Source organism: Geodermatophilus sp. SYSU D00758 (assembly GCF_054049955.1).
The window spans coordinates 326,884-347,930 of the sequence record NZ_JBJGYK010000001.1 but is presented as its reverse complement, the minus strand read 5'-3'; the positions used below and the strand labels follow the sequence as shown (position 1 = coordinate 347,930).

Below are 21,047 nucleotides of genomic sequence, written 5' to 3'. Positions count from 1 at the left end.
CCATGACCCTGACCCGCGACCAGCTCGCCGCCCGCGTGGCCGCCGACCTCACCGACGGCGCCTACGTCAACCTCGGCATCGGCATGCCGACCCTCGTGCCCAACCACATCCCCGACGGGGTGCACGTGGTGCTGCACTCGGAGAACGGCATCCTCGGCGTCGGCCCCTACCCCTACGAGGGCGAGGAGGACCCCGACCTCATCAACGCCGGGAAGGAGACGGTGACGATCCTGCCGGGCGCGTCGTTCTTCGACTCGGCGACCAGCTTCGCCATGATCCGCGGCCGGCACCTCGACCTCGCCGTCCTCGGCGCGATGCAGGTCAACCCCCGCGGCGACCTGGCCAACTGGCTCATCCCCGGCAAGATGGTCAACGGCATGGGCGGCGCGATGGACCTCGTCCACGGCGCCCGACGCGTGGTCATCATGATGGAGCACGTCGCCCGCGACGGGTCCCCGAAGCTGGTCGAGGAGTGCACCCTGCCGCTGACCGGCAAGGGCTGCGTCGACCGCGTCATCACCGACCTCGCGGTCGTCGACGTCACCCCCGGCGGGTTTTTCCTCGTCGAGACCGCCCCCGGGGTGAGCCCCGAGGAGGTCGCGGAGAACACCGGCGCGCCGTTGACCGTGCCCGACGACGTGCCCGAGATGCGCCTGCCGGCCGGCGTCTGACCGGCCGGGACGACCTCGTCCGTCCCACTCCCATGTCGCTGCGGTGATCGGGCGGCTCCGGGCAGTAACCTCCCTGCGTCCTCCGGCGGCTGGAACGGCCCCGGCAGCCCTCGCGGCCCGCCCTCGCGGCCGCCCGGGACAGCAGGAGTGGAGACAGCCATGGCCCGGAGCCGCCGGATCGTCCTCGGCCTGGGAGCCGTCGCACTCGTCGCCGGCGCCGGCCTCGCCGTCAGCGGGACGATGCGCCTCCCGGCGGCGGACACCCCGTCCGCCGCCGGCACGCCCACCCCCGAGGCGGCTCCTGCCCCGGGCACCTACGGCGCGCCCGTGCCCGTCCGGCCCGAGCCGACCGCGGTGGCGACCGACGCCCCGCCGGTGGAGACCCCCGCGCCCGTCACCGGCGGGGACCTGGTCCTCACCTACGCCGGGTGGGCCGAGGTGGACGGGACCGTGGAGGCCGCCGGTTACGTCCCCGGGGTGGTCGAGGACACCGGCTCCTGCGCCCTGACGCTGTCCCGGGACGGGGTCGCCGTCGAGACCACCTCCCCCGCCACGGCCGACGCCACGTCGACCGCCTGCTCGCTGCTCGCGGTCCCGGGTGACCGGCTCGCCCCCGGGACGTGGCAGGGCAGCGTCGTCTACACCTCGCCCACCTCCACCGCGGCCTCGGAGCCGTTCGAGGTCGTCGTCCCGTGAGGCGCCTGCTCCGGCTGGTCGTCGGCGCCGTCGTGGCCGCGGCGGCGGTCGCCGTCCCGGTGGCCACCCCGGTGCCGGCCGACACCGCCCGGGCCGCCGACCTGCGGTACTTCGATCCCGGCAACATCATCAGCGACGCGGTCTTCTGGGACGCGCTGGCGATGGACGCCCCGGCGATCCAGGCCTTCCTCGAGGCGAAGGGGGCCCGCTGCGTCCGCGGCACCGACGGGAGCCCGTGCCTCAAGGACCACGTCCAGGACACCGTCGACCGGGCCGCGGACGACCTCTGCGACGGGTACCGGGGCGCCGCGCGCGAGAGCGCGGCGACGATCATCGCCAAGGTCGCCCGGTCCTGCTCCACCAACCCGCGGGTGCTGCTCGTGCTGCTGCAGAAGGAGCAGAGCCTGGTCAGCGGGACCAACCCCAGCGCCACCCGGTACCAGAAGGCCACCGGCTTCGCCTGCCCCGACACCGCCCCCTGCGACCTGCTCTACGCGGGGTTCGTCAACCAGCTCTACAGCGCCGCCCGGCAGTACCAGCGGTACGCCGCCCAGCCGACGTCCTACGGCTACCGCGCCGGCCGCGTCAACTCGATCCTGTACCACCCCAACTCGGGGTGCGGGCGGTCGGACGTCTACATCGTCAACCAGGCCACCGCCGGTCTGTACAACTACACGCCCTACCGCCCCAACCAGGCCGCCCTCGCCGCCGGGTACGGCACCGGGGACCCGTGCTCCTCCTACGGCAACCGGAACTTCTGGAACTACTTCACCGACTGGTTCGGCTCCACCCAGTCGGTCGGCGGCTCGGCCATCTGGACCCGCTACACCTCCTCGGGCGGCGCGACCGGCCCCCTCGGCGAGGTCTCCTCCGCCCTGGTCTGCGGCCTGCTGCGCGGCGGGTGCTACCAGCGCTTCGCCGGCGGGTCGGTCTACTGGTCGCCGGGCAGCGGGGCGTGGATCGTCCCGGCCGGGCCCTTCGGGGACCGCTACCGCGCCCTCGGGTACGAGGGCGCGGGGGTCGGCTACCCGCTGATGGACGTCACCTGCGGTCTCGTCGGGGGCGGGTGCTACCAGATCCACCAGGGGGCGGCGCTCTACGCGGCCACGGCCGGGGGGCCCGCGTGGATGGTGCGCGGCGACATCCGCAAGCGCTGGGTCCGCACCGGCAGCGAGAACGGCCCGCTGGGCTACCCCACGGCCGACGAGGCCTGCGGGATGCGCGGCGGGGGCTGCCTGTCGACGTTCCAGCACGGCGTCGTCGTCTGGACCGCGCAGTCCGGGGCCCGCGTGGTGTCCGGGGAGATCGCCGAGCGCTGGCGGCTCCTCCGGCGGGAGGCCGGGCTGGGCTACCCGCTGCACGACACGATCTGCGGGCTGGCCGGCGGCGGCTGCTACCAGCAGTTCGAGCGCGGCTCGATCTACTGGAGCCCGGCCACCGGGGCGCACCCGGTGTACGGCGGGATCCGCACCGCCTGGCAGGCCGCCGGGGCCGAGTGGGGTGCCCTGGGCTACCCGCTCGGCGGCGAGACCTGCGGGCTGCCCTCGGGTGGCTGCCGGCAGGAGTTCAGCGGGGGCACCATCTCCTGGACCGGCAGCCGGGCGCTCGTCCTCCGCGGGCCGATCCGCGACCGGTGGCGCACCCTGGGCGCCGAGGGCGGGCTGCTCGGCTACCCGCGGACCTACACCCTCTGCGGTCTGGCCGACGGCGGCTGCTACCAGGTGTTCGACGGCGGGTCGGTCTACTGGACCGCGAAGACCGGTGCCCAGGTGGTCCGCGGCGGCATCCGCACCGCGTGGGCCGCCGCCGGGTCGGAGTGGGGCGCCCTCGGGTACCCGACCGGCGAGGAGGTGTACGGCCTGCCCGGCGGCGGCTCGTCCCAGTCGTTCGTGCGCGGCACCGTGCTGTGGTCCCCGACGACGGGGGCGCAGCCGGTCACCGCCCCGTTCCTCGAGGCGTGGACCGCGGCCGGCGGGGTCTCCGGCCCGCTGGGCTACCCGCTCGAGCCCGCGCGGACCGTGGACGGCGGCCTGCGGCAGCGCTTCCAGGGCGGCACGCTGACCTACGCGCGCGCGAGCGGGGAGGTCACCGGCCCCTAGGCTCGGGGCGTGAGCGCCGGATCCCCCGCCACCGTCGTGCACCGGCGATCCGGGGTGCCGGCGGCGTGACCTTCTCCGTGGTCGCCCGGGACCCGGCGACCGGGGAGCTCGGCATCGCCGTCTCCTCGTGCATCCTCGCCGTCGGCCGGGCCGTGCCCAGCGCGCGGCCCGGCGTCGGGGTGGTCGCCGTCCAGGCGCGCAGCCGGCGGGGCCTCGGGGGCAGCCTGCTGGCCGGGCTGGAGGCGGGCCGGCAGCCCGCGGAGCTGGTCCGGGCGGCGGCGCACGCGGCCGAGGACGTCGACCGGCAGATCGCCGTCCTCGACGCCGCAGGAGCGGTCGCCGCGGACACCGGGCGGGGGTCGTTCCCGGTCAGCGGCCACCTGCTCGGGGACCAGGTGGGCGTGCAGGGCAACATGCTGGCCTCGGCCGAGGTGCTGCCCGCGATGCTGCAGGCCTGGACCGCCGCGCGCGGGGACCTGGCCGACCGGCTGCTCGCCGCGCTGGGCGCCGGGCAGGACGCCGGGGGCGACGTGCGCGGCCGGCAGTCGGCGGCGCTGCTCGTGGTCAGCGGCGAGCCGGCCGGCGAGGAGGACGACGGGGTCCGCATCGACCTGCGGGTCGACGACTCCGGTGACCCGGTGGCCCAGCTGCGGATGCTGCGCAACCTGCAGCGGGCCTACGACGAGGGCGACTACGAGCACCTGGCGCTGTTCGCCCCCGAGGGCGCCCGGGACCTCTACGCCGCGCTGGCCGCCTCCCGCCGGGGCGACCGGGCCGCGGCGCGGGCGGCGCTGGAGGCGATGCGGGACCGGCCCGGGTGGTCGGCCTGGCTGGCCGCGATGGCCGGCGACCAGCGGCTGGCGGCGGTGTCCCGGCTGCTCGGCTGAGGCGCGGGCCGCCGCCCGCCCGGGAGGCCGGCCACCCCCCGCGCTCGCGGCCCGTGCCCCTGGCCACCCGCGGTGGTCAGCCGGTGAAGACCCCCAGGCCGACGAAGACGGCCCACACCGTCCCGAGACCGAGCAGCACCCGGTCACGCAGCACGATCTCCTCCGGCGCCCCGGCCTCGCCGCGGTCGACGTCCACGGCGTAGCGCAGCAGGGCGAGCACGAACGGCGCGATGGAGATCGTCTGCCAGGGGAAGCCGAGGTCGTCCTCCCGGAGCTCGAAGGCCCACAGCGAGTAGGCCGTGCAGGTGACGCCGGCCGAGAGGCTCCACACGAACCTCAGGTAGCTGGCCGAGTACTCCTTCAGCGAGCGCCGGGTGGCCGCCTGCTCCCCCAGCGCGACCAGCTCGGCGTACCGCTTGCCGGCCACCATGAACAGCGCCCCGAAGGCGGCCACCAGCAGGAACCACTGGGACAGCGCGATCCCGGCGGCGGCGCCACCGGCCACCCCGCGGAGCAGGAAGCCGGAGGCGACGACGGCGAGGTCGATGACCGGCTGGTCCTTGAGGAAGTAGGCGTAGGCCAGGGAGATGCCCGCGTAGCTGCCCAGCACGGCGGCGAGCGCGGGACGGGTCAGCAGCACCGCGGCGACCAGCGCGCCGGCGATGAGCAGGACCCCCGCGACCACGGCCACCGGCGGCGGCAGCACCCCGGCCGCGACGGGCCGGAACCGCTTGACCGGGTGCCGGCGGTCCTCCTCCACGTCGCGGACGTCGTTGAGCAGGTACACCCCGCTGGCCACCACGCAGAACAGCCCGAAGGCGACCAGGGTCGGCAGCAGGACGTCGGGGTCGAGGATGGAGCCGGCCGCCAGCGGTGCGGCGAAGACCAGCACGTTCTTGACCCACTGCCGCGGCCGCATGGTGCGCACCAGGCCGCCGAGCACGCCGCCGGTGGTGCGGGGCGCCGGCGGGGACTGCGTCACAGCGGCGGCCGGTGCCGCAGCCGGGGCAGGGCTCGCGGCGGGGGCCGGGGCCGCGGCGGGGGCCGGCGGGTCCGCAACGACGTTGTCCCGGTAGCGCACGGCCTCGCCCCCGCCGCGCCGGGCGCCGTCGCCGCGGCGCACCGCGGTGCTGCGGGTCTCCCCCTCGACGTCCACTGGCCCTCCTGTCGTCCCCCGGGTCGGCGGGCCGCGGCGCGGCCCCCGCCGAGCCTCCCCGCCCCGGGCCGCGGACGCCAGTGCACCCGGGCCGGGGTGGGCCAGGACACGCCGGGCTCACCCGGTCGGCGGACCCGACCAGCCCCCGACCGTCGCCCGGTCGACGGCCAGGTCGTAGCCGCCGGTCGGGTAGGGCAGGTCGAACTCGAACGCCTGCACGTCGCGGACGTCGGGCCAGGCGGGGAACCGGGTGGCCAGCTCGGTCACCCCGGAGGTGCGCTGCACCGGCGCGAACAGCCCGCCGCGCGGCACCTGCCAGGTGTTGTCCGCGAGGCCCCAGCCGCCGGGGCCGGGGCGCCACACGACGCCGTGGGTCACCGGCTCGGTGATGCCGAGCCGGATCTCGGGCTGCCGCTGGCAGGGGAAGAGGAAGGCGATCTGCCAGGCGGTGGCCACGGCGGCGTCCTCGGGCAGGTACTGCCCGAGCGGCACCGCCGGTGCCAGAACCGGCGCGGCGAACGCCAGCCAGCCACCGGGCCCGCCCGACCGGTCCTCGGCCACCAGGCGGACCAGGTCCGCGGCGTCGGCGCCGGCGGTCGCGGGGTCCAGGACGAAGCTGCGCCAGGCCGTCGAGTCGACGGCGTCGGTGAGCTCCTGCGCGCCGGTGACCCGGGGCGTCCCGGCGGGACCGGCGACCGCGTACTCGGCCCGCAGCCCGTTGCCGCCGGCGAGCTGCCCGGCGGCCAGCACGACCGGGGCCTCCCCGCCCGCACCGGCGGGCAGCTCGTACCACCCGGTGGTGAGCGTGCCGGTGGTGTCCTCCTCCTCCGGGCCGGTGAGGCTGCCCCAGACCTGCGGTGCCGCACCGCCGGCCGCCCCGCCGTCCGCCCAGGGCGGCGGGCTCACCCCGAACCACCCGGCGCCGGTGGCGAAGGCGTCCGACGGGACGGCCTCCGGCGCGGCGTCGGCGGCCCCCTGCGGCCCGGCGGGCAGGGGGTCGCCCGCGGTCACGTCGTAGACCTCGATGCCACCCGCGGCCGCGCAGTCGGTCGCGAGCGGGTCGGTGAGGGCGTCGGCCCAGGGCGACCAGCCGTCCAGGGTGGTGAGCGTGGCGTAGGAGAAGCTGCCCAGCAGGTAGGTCAGCGACGTCCCGAGGAAGACGAGGACGGCGACCGGCACGGCGACCCAGGTGCGGTCCGCGGGCCGGCCGGTGCGCCGGCGCAGCAGGGTCAGCGCGCCCAGCACCGCGAGGACGACCAGCGCCCACACCACCGGGCTGCCCAGCTCGACCGGCCCCAGGTAGGGCGCCACCATGGGCTGCGGCATGCCCGGCAGCCAGCTGTACGCCCACTGGTTGGGGCCCTGGAACGCCAGCGCGCAGGCCAGCACCAGCGACCCGAGGGCGGCGACCCGGACGCCGGTCCCGGCCGGGCGGTCCCGGGTCACCCGGCGGACCAGCCAGGGCAGCGAGACGAGGAAGAGCCCCAGGAACGCCGGGCCCACGCCGGCCAGGGCGCCGAAGTGGTGGGTCCACTTGCTGGGGGTGATCCACAGCAGCAGGAACCCCGCCCCGAGCGAGGAGCCGGCGAGCAGCAGCGGCAGCGGTACCGCGACGCCGCGGACCCGCGCGGCGGCGGCCAGCGCCAGGAACCACACGAGGGCCAGCAGACCGAGCAGGACGGCGGTCCGGCGGGCGTAGGAGCCCATCGGGATCTCGCTGAGCAGGAAGGCGTAGCGCTGGAACTCGTCGTACCAGGCGTCCTGCTCCTGCACCGACAGGAAGATCTCCTGGCCGCGGAGGAAGTCGTTGAGCGTGCCGTCGGCGAAGGCGGCCACGGCGGCCAGGGCACCGGGCGCGACGAGCAGGGCGGTGCGGGTGAGCGCGGTGAGCCGGTCGGCGCCCTCGCGGACCAGCCCGGCCAGCCGGGGCAGGGCCACCAGGACCGGGCCGAGGGCCGCCAGGCCGGTGGGGTGGCAGGCGGCGGCCAGCGCCGCCGCGGCGAAGCCCAGGCCGACCGGCAGCAGCCGGCGGCGGCGCAGCCCGGTCACCACGCCGGTCAGGGCCGCCAGCGCGAGCACCCCGACGATCGCCTCCGGGCGCACGCCCATCCCGTAGGGCAGCCACCAGGCGAGGAAGGCGGCCCCGGTGAGGACGACGGCGGCCGCCGGTCCGCCGCGGCGGTCGAGGACCGCGGCCGGCAGCGCCCCCGGCCGGCTGACGTAGCGGCGCAGCAGCAGCCAGGTCAGCAGGCCGACGACGAGCGCCGGGACGCGCAGCACGACCGGGCTGTCGCCGACCTCCTGCCACCAGCCCAGCACCCGGTAGAACCAGGTGAACGGCGTGAAGGACTGGTTGAGCAGCTGGTAGTAGTTGCCGACCTGCCCCTCGACCCCGGCGTTGCGGGCCATCGCGGCGTAGTAGCCGTCGTCGTCGGAGGCGGGGGCGAGGAACCACCACAGCAGCACCGCAGCGACGACCAGCACGTCGACGGCGCCGCCGGGCCACCCGACCCGCGCCGGGGGGCCGGGGTCGGCCGCGGGCGGGCCGCGGCGGCGGTCGGCCCGGGCGAGCAGCAGCAGGCAGGCCAGCGCGGCGGCGGTGACGGCGACCGACAGCGCCAGCTTGGCCGCGGTCGGGGTGGTGTTGAACTGGGCGTCGACCTCCAGCGCGACCCGCAGGTCGTCGTCCCCCGGCAGCGAAGTGACCCCCGTGGCCAGGACGTCGACGTCCGGCCGCACGTCCTCGTCCACCGACGCCAGCACCGTGCCGTCGCGCTGCAGGACGGCGCCCTCGCCGTCCGCGCGGAGCCGGTGGGTGCACTGCCCCGGAGGGAGCGGGGCGTCGAGCAGCGGGACGCCGCGCAGCAGCACGTCCAGCCGGCCGTCGCGGGCGGTGACCAGCAGCCCCTCGGTGTCGGCGGCCGGCTGGCCCGGGACGAGGGTCGACAGCAGCAGGCCCTCCCCGGTCGACGCGGCGGCGCGCACCGCGGCGCAGCTGAACCGCACGTCGAGGGCCCGCGGCGTCTGGTTGGTCAGCTCGAGCATCGTCGAGGTGGGGCGGGTGGGCTCCTGCGGCCAGCTCACCGTCGGCAGGGCCATGCGCACCGGCGCCAGCGGGAGCAGCACCGCACAGAGGACGGCGACCAGCGCCACCAGCAGCGGCAGCAGGGAGCGGACGCGGCCGCGGCGGCCGGCCGGCGCCGGGTCCGGGGCCCGCTCCCCCGACCGTGCCGGGTCGATCACGTCCACGCGCGCCCCGTCCTCCCCGTTACCCGTCCCCGCCCGCCACCCTGTCGTCCCGCCCGGCGCACGCCGCTACCGTGGTCGCCGTGGGAACCGGGCACCAGCGGCACCGAGGCGCGCACGAGGCCGGGTCCTGAGCCGCCGGAGCCCGCGGCTGGCGTTCTCGCTCAGCTGGGTCGCGGCCTGCATCGTCGTCTCCGGCATTCTCACCTACCTCTACCTTGCCGTGGTCGCCCGGGCGGTGCCACCACCCGAGTACGCGGTCTTCGGCGCGTTCTGGTCGGTGGCCCTGGTGATCGGGCTGGGGGCCTTCCTGCCCCTCGAGCTGGAGCTCGCCCGGGTCGTGCACCTGCGCCCGGAGGGCGCGCCGCTGCCGCCGGGCACGCTCCGGGCGGCCGGAGGCGTGAGCGGTCTCACGCTGCTGGTGCTGCTCGCCGGCTGGCCGCTGCTCGGCCCGGTGCTCGGCGGCAGCCCGGCCCTGCTGGCCTCGCTCGTCGTGCTGGTGCTCGCGTCGGGGCCCCAGTTCGTGCTCCGCGGGCTGCTGCTCGGCCGCGGCCGGCTGCTGGCGCACGGCGTCGTCCTGCTGCTCGACGCGCTCGTCCGCTGCCTGCTGGCCGGGGCGGTCGTCGTCCTCGGCTCCGCCGGCACCGCCGCGGACCTCGGCTGGACGCTCGTCGCCGCCGTCGTGCTGGCCCACGTCCCGCTGCTGGCGTGGCTGCTGCGCGGCGGGCGGTCCGGCGCCCCGGACCCCGGGCCGCCGGTGCGGGCCGCCGCGATCGGCCACCTCGTGGTGGGCACGGTCTGCGGGCAGGCGCTGCTCAACGCCGCCCCGGTCCTGGTGACCGCGGCGGCCGCCGCGCCGGACGAGCGGGTCCTGGCCGCCCAGTTCGTGGCCGGCTTCACGCTGGTGCGGCTGCCGCTGTTCGTCGCCGTCCCGCTGCAGGGCGCCCTCGTGCCCGCGCTGACCGGGGCCGCCGAGGTCCCCGGCGGGGTGCGCCGGCTGGCGCTGCGCACGGCGGGCGCGGTCGCCGGGCTGGCCGCCGCCGGGGCCCTGCTGGGCTGGGTCGCCGGCCCGCTGCTGGTCCGGCTGCTCTTCGGCGACCGCTACGTCCTCGGCGGCGGGGCCATGGCCCTGCTGGCAGCCGGCAGCGGCCTCTACCTCGGCCTGCTGGTGACCGCCCAGGCGCTGCTCGCCGCCGCGCGGCACCGGGACGTCGCGCTCACCTGGACGGCGGGGCTGGCCGTGGCCGCGGTCGTGTTCGCCGTCGCCCCGGGGCTGGTCGCCCGGGCGGGCCTGGCCTTCGCGATCGGCTCCGGGGCGGCCTTCGCGGTCAGCCTCGCGCTGCTGCTGCGCCGCCCGCCGGTCCCTGCCCGCAGCCCCGCCGCCGCCGGGGCCGACCCGAACGGAGACCGGGGATGACCCCGACGCTGGACCTGCTCGTCGCGCTGGACTACTACGCCCCGTACGTCAGCGGCCTGACCAACGTCGCCCGCGACGTCGCCGAGGGCCTGGCCGCCCGCGGGCACCGGGTGCGGGTGGTGACCAGCCGGCACGACCGCGGCCTGCCCGAGCGGGAGGTGCTCCGGGGGGTCGAGGTGGACCGGGCGCCGGTCGTGGCCCGCCTCGGCAAGGGCGTGCTCAGCCCGGCGCTGGTCGGCCGGGTGCGGTCCGCGGCGCGCACCGCCTCGGTGACCAACCTGCACCTGCCGATGCCCGAGTCCGGGCTGCTGACCGGGTCCGGGCGCCTGGTGACGACCTACCACTGCGACGTGAGCCTGCCGCCGGGGGCGCTCAACCGGGTGCAGACCCTCGGCGTCGACGCGGCCAGCCGGCGCACCCTGCGGCGCAGCGACCGGGTCGTGGTCTCCAGCGACGACTACGCGCGGCACAGCCGGCTGTGGCCGGCCATGGCCGGGCGGACGGCGGCGATCCCCCCGCCCTGCCGGGAGCGGCCGGCCGGCGCTCCGCGGTTCCGGGACGGCGACGGGCTGCACGTGGGGTTCCTCGGCCGGATCGTCGAGGAGAAGGGGCTGCAGTACCTGGTGCGGGCCTTCCGGGCGCTCGACGACCCCGCCGCGCGGCTGCTCATCGGCGGGGACTTCGCCGAGGTGGCCGGCGGGTCGGTGGTCGAGGAGGTGCGCCGGGTCGTCGACGGCGACCCGCGGGTCCGGCTGCTCGGTTTCCTCCCGGACGACGGGATCGCCGACCTGTACGCCTCGCTCGACGTGTTCACGCTGCCGTCGGTCAACGCCTTCGAGGCCTTCGGCATCGTGCAGGTGGAGGCGATGATGGCCGGGGTCCCGGTGCTGGCCAGCGACCTGCCGGGGGTGCGCACGCCGGTGCAGGAGACCGGCTTCGGCGTCGTCGTCCCCCCGCGGGACGTCGAGGCGATCGCCGACGGGCTGCGGCGGCTGGCCGCCGATCCCCCCGACCGGGGACGCGGGCGGGCGCGGGCCCGGGAGCGGTACGCGCTGGGCACGGTGCTCGACGCCTACGAGGCGCTGTTCCTCGAGGTGGCCGGGCGGGCCTGACCGGCGCCCGGTACGGCTACGCCGCCACGGCGATCCAGCCGCCGGCGGCCAGCCCCAGGGCCAGTGACCCGGCAGCCGCGGCGTGCAGCACCCCCACGGGCAGGCCCGGCCGCAGCAGCTGGGCGGTGCCGGCGGCGGTCCGGGGCCCGCCGCCCGGAGCGGGCTCCCCCGCCCCGGGTGCCGCCGCGACGCCGGCGAAGGCGGGGGCGAACCAGCGCAGGTAGTAGAAGAGGCTGGCCACGGTGTTCACCGCCGCGAGCACCACCAGCCAGACCAGGCCGCCGTCCCAGGCCGCCGCGAAGACCGCGAGCTTGCCGACGAACACCGCCGTCGGCGGGGTCCCGACCAGGCCGAGCAGGCACACCACGAGGCTGACCACCAGCCACCGGTGCCGCCCCACGGCGGCCGTCCAGTCGGTGATGGTGCGCGCCGCCGGGGCCGCCGCCACCGCTGCGAAGGCGCCGACGTTCGTGACCGCGTAGCCGGCCAGGTAGACCGCCAGGGCACCCGGGGCGAGGGCGGAGCGCCCGGCGACGGCCACCACCATGAACAGGTAGCCGACCTGGCTGATCGTCGAGTAGGCGAGCAGCCGCAGCAGGTGGGTCTGGGCGAAGGCGGCCAGGTTGCCCAGGGTCATGCTCGCCGCGGCGACGACCGCCACCACCAGCGGGACGTCGACCGGCGCCCCGGCCAGCGGCTCGTCGACCAGGCGGTAGGCCGCCGCCACCGCGCCGACCTTGGGCACGGTGGTCAGGTAGGCCGCGACGGCCGGCGGCGTCCCCGCCGCCACGTCCGGCACCCAGAAGTGCACCGGGACGGCGCCGGCCTTGAACCCGACGCCGGCGAGCACGCCGAGCACGCCGACGGCCACCAGCGCCGGCGAGGCGCCCGGCAGCGCCCGGGCCAGCTGCTCGTAGCCGCCGGCCCCGCCGGCCAGCACCAGGCCGGCCACGCCGAGCAGCAGGAGGACCCCGGAGAAGGCGCCGAAGAGGTAGTACTTCATCGCCGCCTCGACGCCGGGCGCGTCCTTCGCGAAGCCCGCGAGCGCGTAGAGCGGCACGCTGGCCAGCAGGTAGCCCGCGACGAGCAGCAGCAGGTCCCCCGCCCCGGCCAGGGTGACCGCGCCCAGGCCGCCGAGCACCATGAGCACCCAGGCCTCGGTCTCCCGCGGGTGGCCGGCCAGCGTCGGCACGGCCAGCCACACCAGCACCGGGACGGCGAGGGCGACGACCACCCGGACCACCCCGGTGGTGGTGTCGACCACCCACACGCCGTCGAAGACCCGCTCGTCGGGGCCGGGCAGCCGCACGGCCGCCACCGCGGCCGCCGCCAGGCAGGCCGCCGTGACCACCCAGCGCACCCGGGCCTGGCGCTGCTGCGGGGTCCACAGCCCGACGAGCAGCCCGGCGACGGCGCCCAGCAGGAGCAGGCCCTCCGGCAGGAGGGCGCCCCACTGCTCGTCGCCGCCGCTCACCGGCCCACCAGCTCCACCACCGCGGCGGCGGCCGGCGCGATGACGTCGAGCAGCACCCACGGGAGCAGCCCGAGGACGACCGAGAGCGCCAGCAGCGGCACGATCGCGACGAGCTCGGGCGCGCGCAGGTCGGCCACCCGCACCGCGGTGCGCTCCCGCACGGCGGTGGCACCCTCGCCCCCGCCGGCCGGTCCCGGCCCTCCGCCGGGCGACGGCGCGGTGGTCTCCCCGGTGAGCAGCCGCTGCAGCGCGAGCAGGAACAGCCCGGCGGTGACCAGGATGCCGAGGACGGCGACCACCGCCGCGACCGGCACCGCCTCCAGGGCGCCGGTGAAGACCTGGAACTCGGCGACGAACCCGGACAGCCCCGGCAGCCCGAGCGAGCCGAACGCGGCGACCGCGAGCGCCGCGGCGAACAGCGGAGCCGGTCGGCCCAGCCCGCCCCAGCGGTCGAAGGCGTAGGTGTGCCCGCGCGACCACAGCACGCCGGCCAGCAGGAAGAGCGCGCCGGTGAGCAGGCCGTGGCTGACCATCTGGTAGACCGCCCCCACGGTGGCCACCGCACGCGCCCCCTCGTCGGCGGCGGCCACCATGCCGGCGGCGCCCAGGCCGAGCAGCACGTAGCCCATGTGGTTGACCGAGGTGTAGGCGATCATCCGCTTCACGTCGGTCTGCGCCAGGGCGACCAGCGCGCCCCACAGGACGCTGACCACGCCGAGCACCACGGCGACGGTGGCCCAGCGCTGCCAGGCCTCCGGGAGGATCGGCATGGCGATCCGCACGAAGCCGTAGGTGCCGAGCTTGAGCAGCACCCCGGCGAGGACGGCCGACCCGGTGGCGGGGGCGTCGGTGTGCGCGTCGGGCAGCCAGGTGTGGAACGGGAACAGCGGGGTCTTCACCGCCAGGCCCAGCCCGATCGCGAGCAGCACGAGGCCGGCGGCCACGGGGGATCCGGCCAGCGGCGGGTCGGCGGCCAGCGCCACCATGTCGAAGGTCCGCGGTTCGCTGCCGAGGAACAGGCCGATGAAGCCGACCAGCAGGGCCAGCGACCCGACGAAGGTGTAGAGGAAGAACTTCAGCGCGCTGCGCCGGGCGTCGCCGTGCCCCCACCCGGCGATGACGAAGTACATCCCCACGATGGTCAGGTCGAAGAAGACGAAGAACAGGATGAGGTCCAGCGCGGCGAAGGTCCCCAGGCAGGCGGTCTGGAGGAAGAGGAACAGCGCCGCGTAGGTGCGCGGCCGGTCGGTCTCCCGCAGCGAGTAGACCGCGCAGGCCAGGAACAGCACGCCGGTGAGCGCCATGAGCGGCAGCGACAGCCCGTCGGCGCCGACGTGGTAGCCCGCGTCGACGGTCGGGATCCACCGCAGGTCGACCTCGGAGGCGAACCCGTCCACGACGCCGGAGGCACCGGTGCCCGGCTCGAACCGCCACCACAGCCAGGCGATGAGCGCAAGATCGGCGGCCGAGGCCGCCACCCACACCGCGCTCGCCGTCCGGCCGGGCAGGCCGCGGGCGGCGGCGAGCACGGCCGCCACGGCCAGCGGCAGGAAGATCACGACGGTCAGGAGCACCGGGTCACCTCGCGACGAGCAGCAGGAGGAGCAGGACGGCCAGGCCGGCGGCGGCCTGGGCGTAGTACTGGTGCAGCAGGCCGGTCTGCGGGCGGCGGGCGGCCGTCCCGGCCCGCCGCACCGCCCGGGCGGTGGCGCGGACGGCGCCGTCGACCAGGCCGCCGTCGGCGCGGGCGGAGCCGTCGGCCGCCCGGCGGGTCGCCCCGGCGACCCCGGCGACCGCCCGGTCCAGGACGCCGTCGTCGGCCCGGGCGACCGCCGCGGCCAGCCGGCGGACACCCCCGGCCGCCGCGTGCACCACCCGGTCGAGGCCGCGGTCGTCGGCCACGGCCAGCGCCCGGGCCAGCGCCAGGCCCGGCCGGGGGGTGAGCAGCCGACCCAGCCCGGCCCAGCGGTGCAGCGGGCCGCGCTCGGCGGCGCGGACCAGCCCGGGGCGCGCCCGCACGACCAGGACGGTGCCGGCGAGCGCGGCGACGGCCAGCGCACCCGACAGGACGAGCGCGCCCAGCGTCGGGGCGGGCTCCCCCTCGGCGCCGAGCACCCGGCGCAGCGCCTCGGCGACCGCCGGCAGCGCGAGCACCCCCAGCCCGGCGGCGGGCACGGCGAGCGCGGCGGCGACCGCGGTCGTGGCCGCGGGCACGCGGCGGGTCCCCGGCTCCTCGCCGTCGAAGGCCTCCTCCCCGCCGGGCCGGGCGAGCACCACGGCCAGCAGCCGGCCGGAGTAGCCGGCGGCCACCACCGCCGCGGCCAGGCCCACCGCGTGCAGCGCGGTGCTCTCCACCCCGGCCAGGACCTCGTCCTTGCTCGCCCACAGCGACAGCGGCGGGACCCCGGCCAGCGCGAGCGCGGCCACCGTCGCCGCGGCGCCGACCCCCGGGTAGCGGCGCGCGGCGCCGCGCAGCCCCGCCAGCTCCCGCGTGCCCAGGGCGGTCAGCCACGCCCCGGCGGCGACGAACAGGGCTGCCTTGACCGCGGCGTGCGCGACCAGCTGGGCGGTGCCGCCGGCGGTCGCGCCGGCCCCGGCGGCGAGCACCACGAAGCCGATCTGGGCGGCGGTGCTGGCCGCCAGCAGCTGCTTGACGTCGGTCTGCGCCAGCGCGACCAGCCCGAGCACGAGCGCGGTGAGCGCGCCGGCCCAGGCGGCCGCGGTCGCCGCCCAGCCGGTCCCGGCCAGCAGCGGGTGCAGCCGCAGCAGCAGGTAGCCGCCGGCGGCGACCATGGTGGCCGAGTGCAGGAGGGCGCTCACCGGGCTCGGTCCCTGCATGGCGCTGGACAGCCAGGCCGAGAACGGCAGCTGCGCGGACTTGCCGAGCGCGGCCACCAGGACGCCGGCCGCGGCCAGGTCGGCCCAGCCGCCGTCGGCGGCGCGGAGGTCGGGCAGCGCCAGGCTGCCGGTCGCCGCCAGGGCCGCCCCGGCGGCGACGTAGAGACCCAGGTCGGCGGCGCGCGTGGTCAGGAAGGCCCGGGTGCCGGCCGCGAGCTTGCCCGGCTGGTCCCAGCGGAAGCCGATCAGCGCGTAGGACGTCGCCCCCATGACCTCCCACGCCAGGAGCAGCGCCGGCAGCGTGACGGCGGTGACCGTGACCAGCATGGCGGCGACGAACAGCAGCAGGAAGCCGGCGAAGCGGGCCCGGGCGGTGTCGCGGGGCAGGTCGGCGGCGGCGAAGACCGCGACCGGCAGGGCGACCGCCGCCACCAGGACGACGAGGACGGCCGACAGCCCGTCGACGACCAGCCGCAGGTCCCCGCCCTCGACGGTGGTGAGGAACGGGGCGGACAGCTCCGGCCGGCCCACCGCGGCCGCGGCGGCCAGCACCAGGGTCGCCGCGGTCACCGCCACGGCCACCGGCGCGGCGGCCCGGTCGGCCCGCCGTCCGCAGAGCAGCAGCGCGGCACCGGCGACGGTGGGCAGCCCCGTCAGCGCGGCCAGGACGGCGGCGCTCACCCGCGCAGCCCCGCGGCCGTGCCCGTCACCCGCGGAGGTCCGCGGCCATGTCGATCATCTCGACCTGCCGCGACCGGTACAGCGCGATCGTGACCGCGAAGCCCATGGCCATCTCCACGGCCATGACCACGAGCACGACGACGACCAGCACCTGGGCGTCGGGAAGCCCGGGGGCGAGGAAGTACCAGGCCGCGCCCCCGGCCAGCAGCACGCCGTTCAGGACCAGCTCGAGGCCCATCATGACCATGACCACCGTCTGCTGGGAGAGGGCGCCGAACAGCCCGACCCCCACCAGGCCGGCGGCGACGGTCAGCACCACCTGGAGCACCACCTCCGCGCTCACCGGGGCAGCCCCCCGCGCACGGGGTCGGCGGGCCGGCGGGCGGTGAGGTCGGGGCCGAAGCGGTCGTAGCGCCCGCGGGCGGTGGCCAGGACCGTGCCGGCCAGGATCGTGGCGAACAGCGCGACGCCGATCCCCAGCATGACGAGCATGTGGCTGCCCATGAGGGCCTCGCCGAGCTGGCGGGTGGGGTCCGCGGGTACCGCCGTCCGCCGCACCGGCCAGTCGACCAGCCAGGTCCCGGCGGTCAGCACGACGAACGCCCCCGCGCCGACCACCGCCGACCCCGTGGTGTTGTGCACCATCGTCATCGGCATGAGGCCGGCCGGGTTCATCATGAACGCGATCATGAAGACGGCCATGATCGCCATCTCGATCGTCATCATCAGCGCGGTCACCACCGCCAGGTAGGCCAGGTCGAGGGCGAGCAGCACCCCGGCGACGGCCAGGAACGAGCCCAGCAGCGCGAAGGTGGCCCGGGCCATCGAGTCCACGACGAAGACCGCGACCCCGGAGGCCACCGAGAGCACCCCGAGCACCGCGGCGGCGGCCAGCAGCCACCCGGTCGATGCGGTCAGCACGACTCCTCCCTCACCCGTAGAACCCGGCCAGCACGAGCACCGCGACGACCAGCGCCTGCAGCAGGACGACGGGGATCACGACCACCCAGGCCACCTCGACGGCCCGGTCGGGGCGCAGCAGCGGCAGCCGCCGCCCGGCCCAGACCAGCAGCGCCACGACGGCGAGGGTCTTGACCAGCTGCCAGACCGGCCCCGGGAGCCAGGGCCCCGCTCCCCCGCCGAGGAAGAGGGCGACGCCCATCGCGGCCGCGGCACCCAGGAACACCGCCCGTCCGGCGGAGACCAGCAGCCGGTCGACACCCGACAGCTCGGAGGTGACCCCACCGGCGACGTCCGTGCCCGCCGGCGCGTCGAACGGGCCCCAGAAGGCGAAGGCCGCGGCGGCGGCCAGGAAGACGACGAAGGCCACCGGCATGGTGACCACGAACCAGAGGCCGGCCTGGGCGGCGACGACGTCGGTGGTGCGCAGGGAACCGGCCGCCAGCCCCGCGGTGATGAGCGCGAACATCAGCGGCAGCTCGTAGGCCAGCCCCTGCGCGAGGAACCGGTACCCGCCGGTCAGCGCGGCGAAGGCGTTGGGGCCCCAGCCGACCAGCCAGACCGCGGCCCACAGCACGGCCTCGGCGGCGTTGAACCAGACCAGGTCGGCGCTGGTCGACCACAGGGTCCGCGAGCCCAGGGGGACGACGGCCCACGACGCCAGCGCGAGCACCGCCACGCCGGCGCAGCCCAGCCGCCAGAGCAGCCGGTCCGGGGCCGGGGTCGTGCGCCGCTGCTCGAGCAGCAGGCGGGCGGCGTCGCGCCCGGGCCCGCGCACCGGGACGCCGCCGGCGAGCACGGCGCGGTCGGTTGCGGTGACCGCCCAGCCCAGGGCCAGCGCGACCGCCACGACCACGAGGGCCGCGGGGACCGCACCCCAGGCGTCGGCGAGGGTCGCGGTCTCACCCACGGTCGGCCCCCACCGGGACGGGAGCCGGCGCCCGCGCGGCCACGAGCAGCCGCGCGCTGCCCAGCTCCGCGCCCTCCAGGCGGCCGGCGAGCTCGTCGAGCGGTGCCCCGGCGGGCGGTGGCGCGTCGCCGGTGGCCGCGGCGCACCAGTCCCGCACCAGGTCGAGCACCCCGTCGCCCGGCTCGTCCGCCGGCCGGCCGGCACCGCGCAGCGACCAGGCGAGGGTGCGCGAGCGGCGCACCCGCCGGGTCAGCGCCGCGGCGAGGGCGCCGGCCGCGACCACGCGGTCGGGGTCCGCCGAGCCGAGCCCGTCACGCGCCCGCCGGGCGTCGCGCGCGGCCGCCGACCAGCCGGCGACCTCCAGGAGGCGGGCCAGCCGGTCCAGCGCCAGCCGCTGCGGCTCGGGGTCCGCGGCCGGGGCCGGGTCGTCGGTCCAGGACAGCTCGGCGCCGGTGACCACGTCGCCCTGGACCTCGGCGCGCAGGACCAGCCCGGTCGGCCAGGCGGGCAGCACCGGACCCAGGTTCACCGACAGGACGTCGAGCTCGAGGCCGTCCCGGTCGGGCCCGGTCTGCGCCATCGGCAGGCCGGCGATCTCCATGCCCCCGTGGTCCATGCCCCCGTGGTCCATGCCCCCGTGGTCCATGCCCCCGTGGTCCATGCCCCCGTCGTCCATGCCCCCGTCGTCCATGCCCCCGTCGTCCATGCCCCCGTCGTCCATGCCCCCGTCGTCCATGCCCCCGTCGTCCATGCCCCCGTCGTCCATGCCCCCGTCGTCCATGCCCCCGTGGTCCATGCCCCCGTGGTCCATGCCCCCGTGGTCCATGCCCCCGTGATCCATTCCGCCCTCGCCGGCGTCCTCGTGCGGCGACGCCTCGTCCTGCCCGGAGTCGTCGCCGGGGTCGTCACGGGCGTCGTCGCCGGCGTCCGGGGCGTCGCCCTGGTCGGAGCCGTCGTCCGCTCCGGACTCCTCGTCCCCGTGCTCCTCGCCGCCACCGAGCAGCGCCTCCGGATCGGGCCGGTCGGCGTCGCCGCCGGCGAGCAGCGCGGCGCGCCCGGCGTCGAGCGCGGCGGCGACCTCGAAACCGGCGGTCAGCCGGGCCCGGTGGCGGGGGGCCGGCACCTGGGTCCAGAGCACGTCGACCGCCGCGGCCAGCCCGGGTCCCGGCTCGCCGAGCACGAGCAGGACGTCGGTCTCCGCCGGCACCGCGGCCCGCGGCCACCCGCGCCGGTCGAGTTCCTCCTCGACGGCCCAGCGCAGCGAATCGCTGCCCGGCGGGTCGACGACCAGCACCCGCGGTCGGGCCAGGGCCCAGGCACGCAGCCGGGCGGTCAGGTCCACCGCAGGGCCCCCTCGCGCCAGACGTAGACGACGCCGACCAGCAGCACCAGGAGGAAGCCGAACATCTCCACCACCGCGGTCGCGCCCATCTCGGCGACGACCACGGCCCACGGGTACATGAACACCATCTCCATGTCGAAGGCCAGGAAGAGGATGGTCACGGCGTACCAGCGGGCGTGGTACCGGGAGACGGCGTGCTGCTGCGGCAGCATCCCCGACTCGTAGGGCAGCACGCGCGCCACCGGCGCGGTGAGCACCCGGGAGGCTCCGTAGAGGGTGACGACCAGCGCGGCGGCGACGCCGAGCAGGCTCAGCAGCGCGATCACCGGCTCCTCCTCGTCCCGGGCGCCCTCCGGCCGTCCCCGACCGGAGCGGCCGGGCGGGACGGGGCCGTCCTACCCCCGCGGGAGGACCCGACCCCCGGCCCGGCACATGTCACCGAGTCGTCATCCGGCCCGCGCGGGTGGTACCACCCCGGAACACCCGGACGACCGTGCGGATGTCGCGACGGTAGCCCTGCCCGTGCCCGCCCGCCGCCGGAGGACGGGCGGCGGTCACCCGCTCCCGGCGTCGGGCGCGCCCGCGAGCGGGGCGAGCCGACGCAGGAACTGGTCGCGCAGCGGTTCGGGGAAGCCGTCGGCGAGGCGGTAGAAGACGACGCGCCCCTGCCGGCGGTTGACGACCAGCCCGGCCGCCCGCAGCACCCGCAGCGCGTACCCGACCGCGTCCTCGTTGACCTCCAGCGCCAGGGCGAGGTCGCCGACGCACAGCTCCTCGACGACGTCGAGCGCGCAGAGGACCCGCGCCCGGGTGGGGTCCGCCAGCAGGCTCAGCACGCCGGTGAGCCGCGCGACCCCGTCCCGGTCGGGCACCCTCGCGCGCGCGTGGGCGACGCGACCGGGGTCGACCGGGTGGGCGTGCGGGGCGGACCCCGTCATCGGCGAACACCTCCGGCGCCCTCATACCCGGACCGACCTCCGGGTATCGCGGGAGCCTCGGCGATCGCCCCGGGCGGCAGCCGAGCCGCCCGGCGCCGAGCGACCCAGGAGGTGCCCATGACCGTGACAGGGCAGATGCTCGAGACCCACCCCCAGGACCTCGGCGGGGTCGACCGCGAGAGGCTCCGCGCCTGCATCGACGCCTGCCTCGAGTGCGCGCAGGCGTGCACGGCCTGCGCCGACGCATGCCTGGGCGAGGAGTCGGTCGCGGAGCTCAGGACCTGCATCCGCACCAATCTCGACTGCGCGGACGTCTGCGAGGCGACCGGCCGGGTGCTGTCGCGGCGGACCGGCCACGACGCCGCCCTCACCCGCGCGGTGCTCGAGGCCTGCGCCGCCGCCTGCCGCGCCTGCGGCGACGAGTGCGGCGAGCACGCCTCCATGCACGAGCACTGCCGCATCTGCGCGGAGTCCTGCCGGCGCTGCGAGCAGGCCTGCCGTGAGCTGATCGACTCGCTGGGCTGACGCGGCCGCCGCCCGGCGGGGACGCGGCCCACCCGCGCCCCCGCCGGGCACCCCAGGCCCTCGTCCGACCAGTACCGCCGCCATACCCCGGGGGA

The 21,047-nt window shown here is 77.4% G+C and carries 18 protein-coding genes; 7 read left to right on the top strand and 11 right to left on the bottom strand.

Features of this window, described 5'->3' with window-relative positions:
* The first annotated feature begins 2 nt into the window (after nucleotides 1-2).
* From ACI8AC_RS01750 to ACI8AC_RS01735, 4 genes are all read left to right on the top strand, one after another.
* Nucleotides 3-671, top strand: coding sequence for a CoA transferase subunit B (locus tag ACI8AC_RS01750; protein ID WP_456894583.1), 669 nt, complete (start codon nucleotides 3-5; stop codon nucleotides 669-671).
* 159 nt (nucleotides 672-830) lie between these two features.
* On the top strand, nucleotides 831-1,367 hold the full coding sequence (locus ACI8AC_RS01745; protein ID WP_456894581.1) for a hypothetical protein: 537 nt from the start codon (nucleotides 831-833) through the stop codon (nucleotides 1,365-1,367).
* Nucleotides 1,364-3,466, top strand: a complete 2,103-nt coding sequence (locus ACI8AC_RS01740; RefSeq protein WP_456894579.1) for an LGFP repeat-containing protein — start codon at nucleotides 1,364-1,366, stop codon at nucleotides 3,464-3,466. Before ACI8AC_RS01745 ends, ACI8AC_RS01740 begins: the two co-directional genes overlap by 4 nt.
* 65 nt (nucleotides 3,467-3,531) lie before the next feature.
* Entirely contained in the window at nucleotides 3,532-4,353 is an 822-nt protein-coding gene (locus ACI8AC_RS01735; RefSeq protein WP_456894577.1) for a DUF1028 domain-containing protein, read from the top strand.
* A 76-nt stretch (nucleotides 4,354-4,429) separates the two neighbouring features.
* Here the strand turns inward: ACI8AC_RS01735 and ACI8AC_RS01730 are convergent, their stop codons facing one another.
* Nucleotides 4,430-5,509, bottom strand: a complete 1,080-nt coding sequence (locus ACI8AC_RS01730) for a decaprenyl-phosphate phosphoribosyltransferase (RefSeq protein WP_456894575.1) — start codon at nucleotides 5,507-5,509, stop codon at nucleotides 4,430-4,432.
* Between the two features lie 117 nt (nucleotides 5,510-5,626).
* The gene (locus ACI8AC_RS01725; RefSeq protein WP_456894574.1) at nucleotides 5,627-8,758 is read right to left on the bottom strand and encodes an arabinosyltransferase domain-containing protein; all 3,132 of its coding nucleotides are present in this window, start codon (nucleotides 8,756-8,758) and stop codon (nucleotides 5,627-5,629) included.
* 235 nt (nucleotides 8,759-8,993) lie between these two features.
* Here ACI8AC_RS01725 and ACI8AC_RS01720 point away from each other — a divergent pair, with 235 nt between their 5' ends.
* Nucleotides 8,994-10,172, top strand: coding sequence for a hypothetical protein (locus tag ACI8AC_RS01720; RefSeq protein WP_456894572.1), 1,179 nt, complete (start codon nucleotides 8,994-8,996; stop codon nucleotides 10,170-10,172).
* The gene (locus ACI8AC_RS01715; RefSeq protein ID WP_456894570.1) at nucleotides 10,169-11,284 is read left to right on the top strand and encodes a glycosyltransferase family 4 protein; all 1,116 of its coding nucleotides are present in this window, start codon (nucleotides 10,169-10,171) and stop codon (nucleotides 11,282-11,284) included. Before ACI8AC_RS01720 ends, ACI8AC_RS01715 begins: the two co-directional genes overlap by 4 nt.
* Nucleotides 11,285-11,300: 16 nt before the next feature.
* Here ACI8AC_RS01715 and ACI8AC_RS01710 read toward each other — a convergent pair whose 3' ends face one another.
* From ACI8AC_RS01710 to ACI8AC_RS01670, 9 genes are all read right to left on the bottom strand, one after another.
* Nucleotides 11,301-12,758, bottom strand: a complete 1,458-nt coding sequence (locus ACI8AC_RS01710; RefSeq protein WP_456894568.1) for an NADH-quinone oxidoreductase subunit N — start codon at nucleotides 12,756-12,758, stop codon at nucleotides 11,301-11,303.
* On the bottom strand, nucleotides 12,755-14,332 hold the full coding sequence (locus tag ACI8AC_RS01705) for a complex I subunit 4 family protein (protein ID WP_456894566.1): 1,578 nt from the start codon (nucleotides 14,330-14,332) through the stop codon (nucleotides 12,755-12,757). The genes ACI8AC_RS01710 and ACI8AC_RS01705 overlap by 4 nt, the downstream gene beginning before the upstream one ends.
* Before the next feature lie 4 nt (nucleotides 14,333-14,336).
* Entirely contained in the window at nucleotides 14,337-16,277 is a 1,941-nt protein-coding gene (locus tag ACI8AC_RS01700; protein WP_456894564.1) for a proton-conducting transporter transmembrane domain-containing protein, read from the bottom strand.
* 25 nt (nucleotides 16,278-16,302) lie between these two features.
* Nucleotides 16,303-16,620 carry an NADH-quinone oxidoreductase subunit NuoK gene (locus tag ACI8AC_RS01695; RefSeq protein ID WP_199522214.1) on the bottom strand — a complete coding sequence of 106 codons (318 nt, stop codon included), beginning with the start codon at nucleotides 16,618-16,620 and terminating at the stop codon, nucleotides 16,303-16,305.
* Nucleotides 16,617-17,198, bottom strand: a complete 582-nt coding sequence (locus ACI8AC_RS01690; RefSeq protein WP_456894562.1) for an NADH-quinone oxidoreductase subunit J — start codon at nucleotides 17,196-17,198, stop codon at nucleotides 16,617-16,619. The genes ACI8AC_RS01695 and ACI8AC_RS01690 overlap by 4 nt, the downstream gene beginning before the upstream one ends.
* A gap of 10 nt (nucleotides 17,199-17,208) precedes the next feature.
* Entirely contained in the window at nucleotides 17,209-18,147 is a 939-nt protein-coding gene (locus tag ACI8AC_RS01685) for an NADH-quinone oxidoreductase subunit H (protein WP_456894560.1), read from the bottom strand.
* Nucleotides 18,140-19,489 carry a hypothetical protein gene (locus ACI8AC_RS01680; RefSeq protein ID WP_456894558.1) on the bottom strand — a complete coding sequence of 450 codons (1,350 nt, stop codon included), beginning with the start codon at nucleotides 19,487-19,489 and terminating at the stop codon, nucleotides 18,140-18,142. The genes ACI8AC_RS01685 and ACI8AC_RS01680 overlap by 8 nt, the downstream gene beginning before the upstream one ends.
* Nucleotides 19,480-19,815: an NADH-quinone oxidoreductase subunit A gene (locus tag ACI8AC_RS01675; protein WP_456894556.1), complete on the bottom strand. Its 336-nt coding sequence runs from the start codon at nucleotides 19,813-19,815 to the stop codon at nucleotides 19,480-19,482. Before ACI8AC_RS01675 ends, ACI8AC_RS01680 begins: the two co-directional genes overlap by 10 nt.
* A gap of 228 nt (nucleotides 19,816-20,043) precedes the next feature.
* Nucleotides 20,044-20,427, bottom strand: a complete 384-nt coding sequence (locus ACI8AC_RS01670; protein ID WP_456894554.1) for an ArsR/SmtB family transcription factor — start codon at nucleotides 20,425-20,427, stop codon at nucleotides 20,044-20,046.
* Nucleotides 20,428-20,544: 117 nt separating this feature from the next.
* Between ACI8AC_RS01670 and ACI8AC_RS01665 the strand changes: the two genes are divergently transcribed.
* On the top strand, nucleotides 20,545-20,952 hold the full coding sequence (locus tag ACI8AC_RS01665; protein ID WP_456894552.1) for a four-helix bundle copper-binding protein: 408 nt from the start codon (nucleotides 20,545-20,547) through the stop codon (nucleotides 20,950-20,952).
* Nucleotides 20,953-21,047 lie beyond the last annotated feature (95 nt).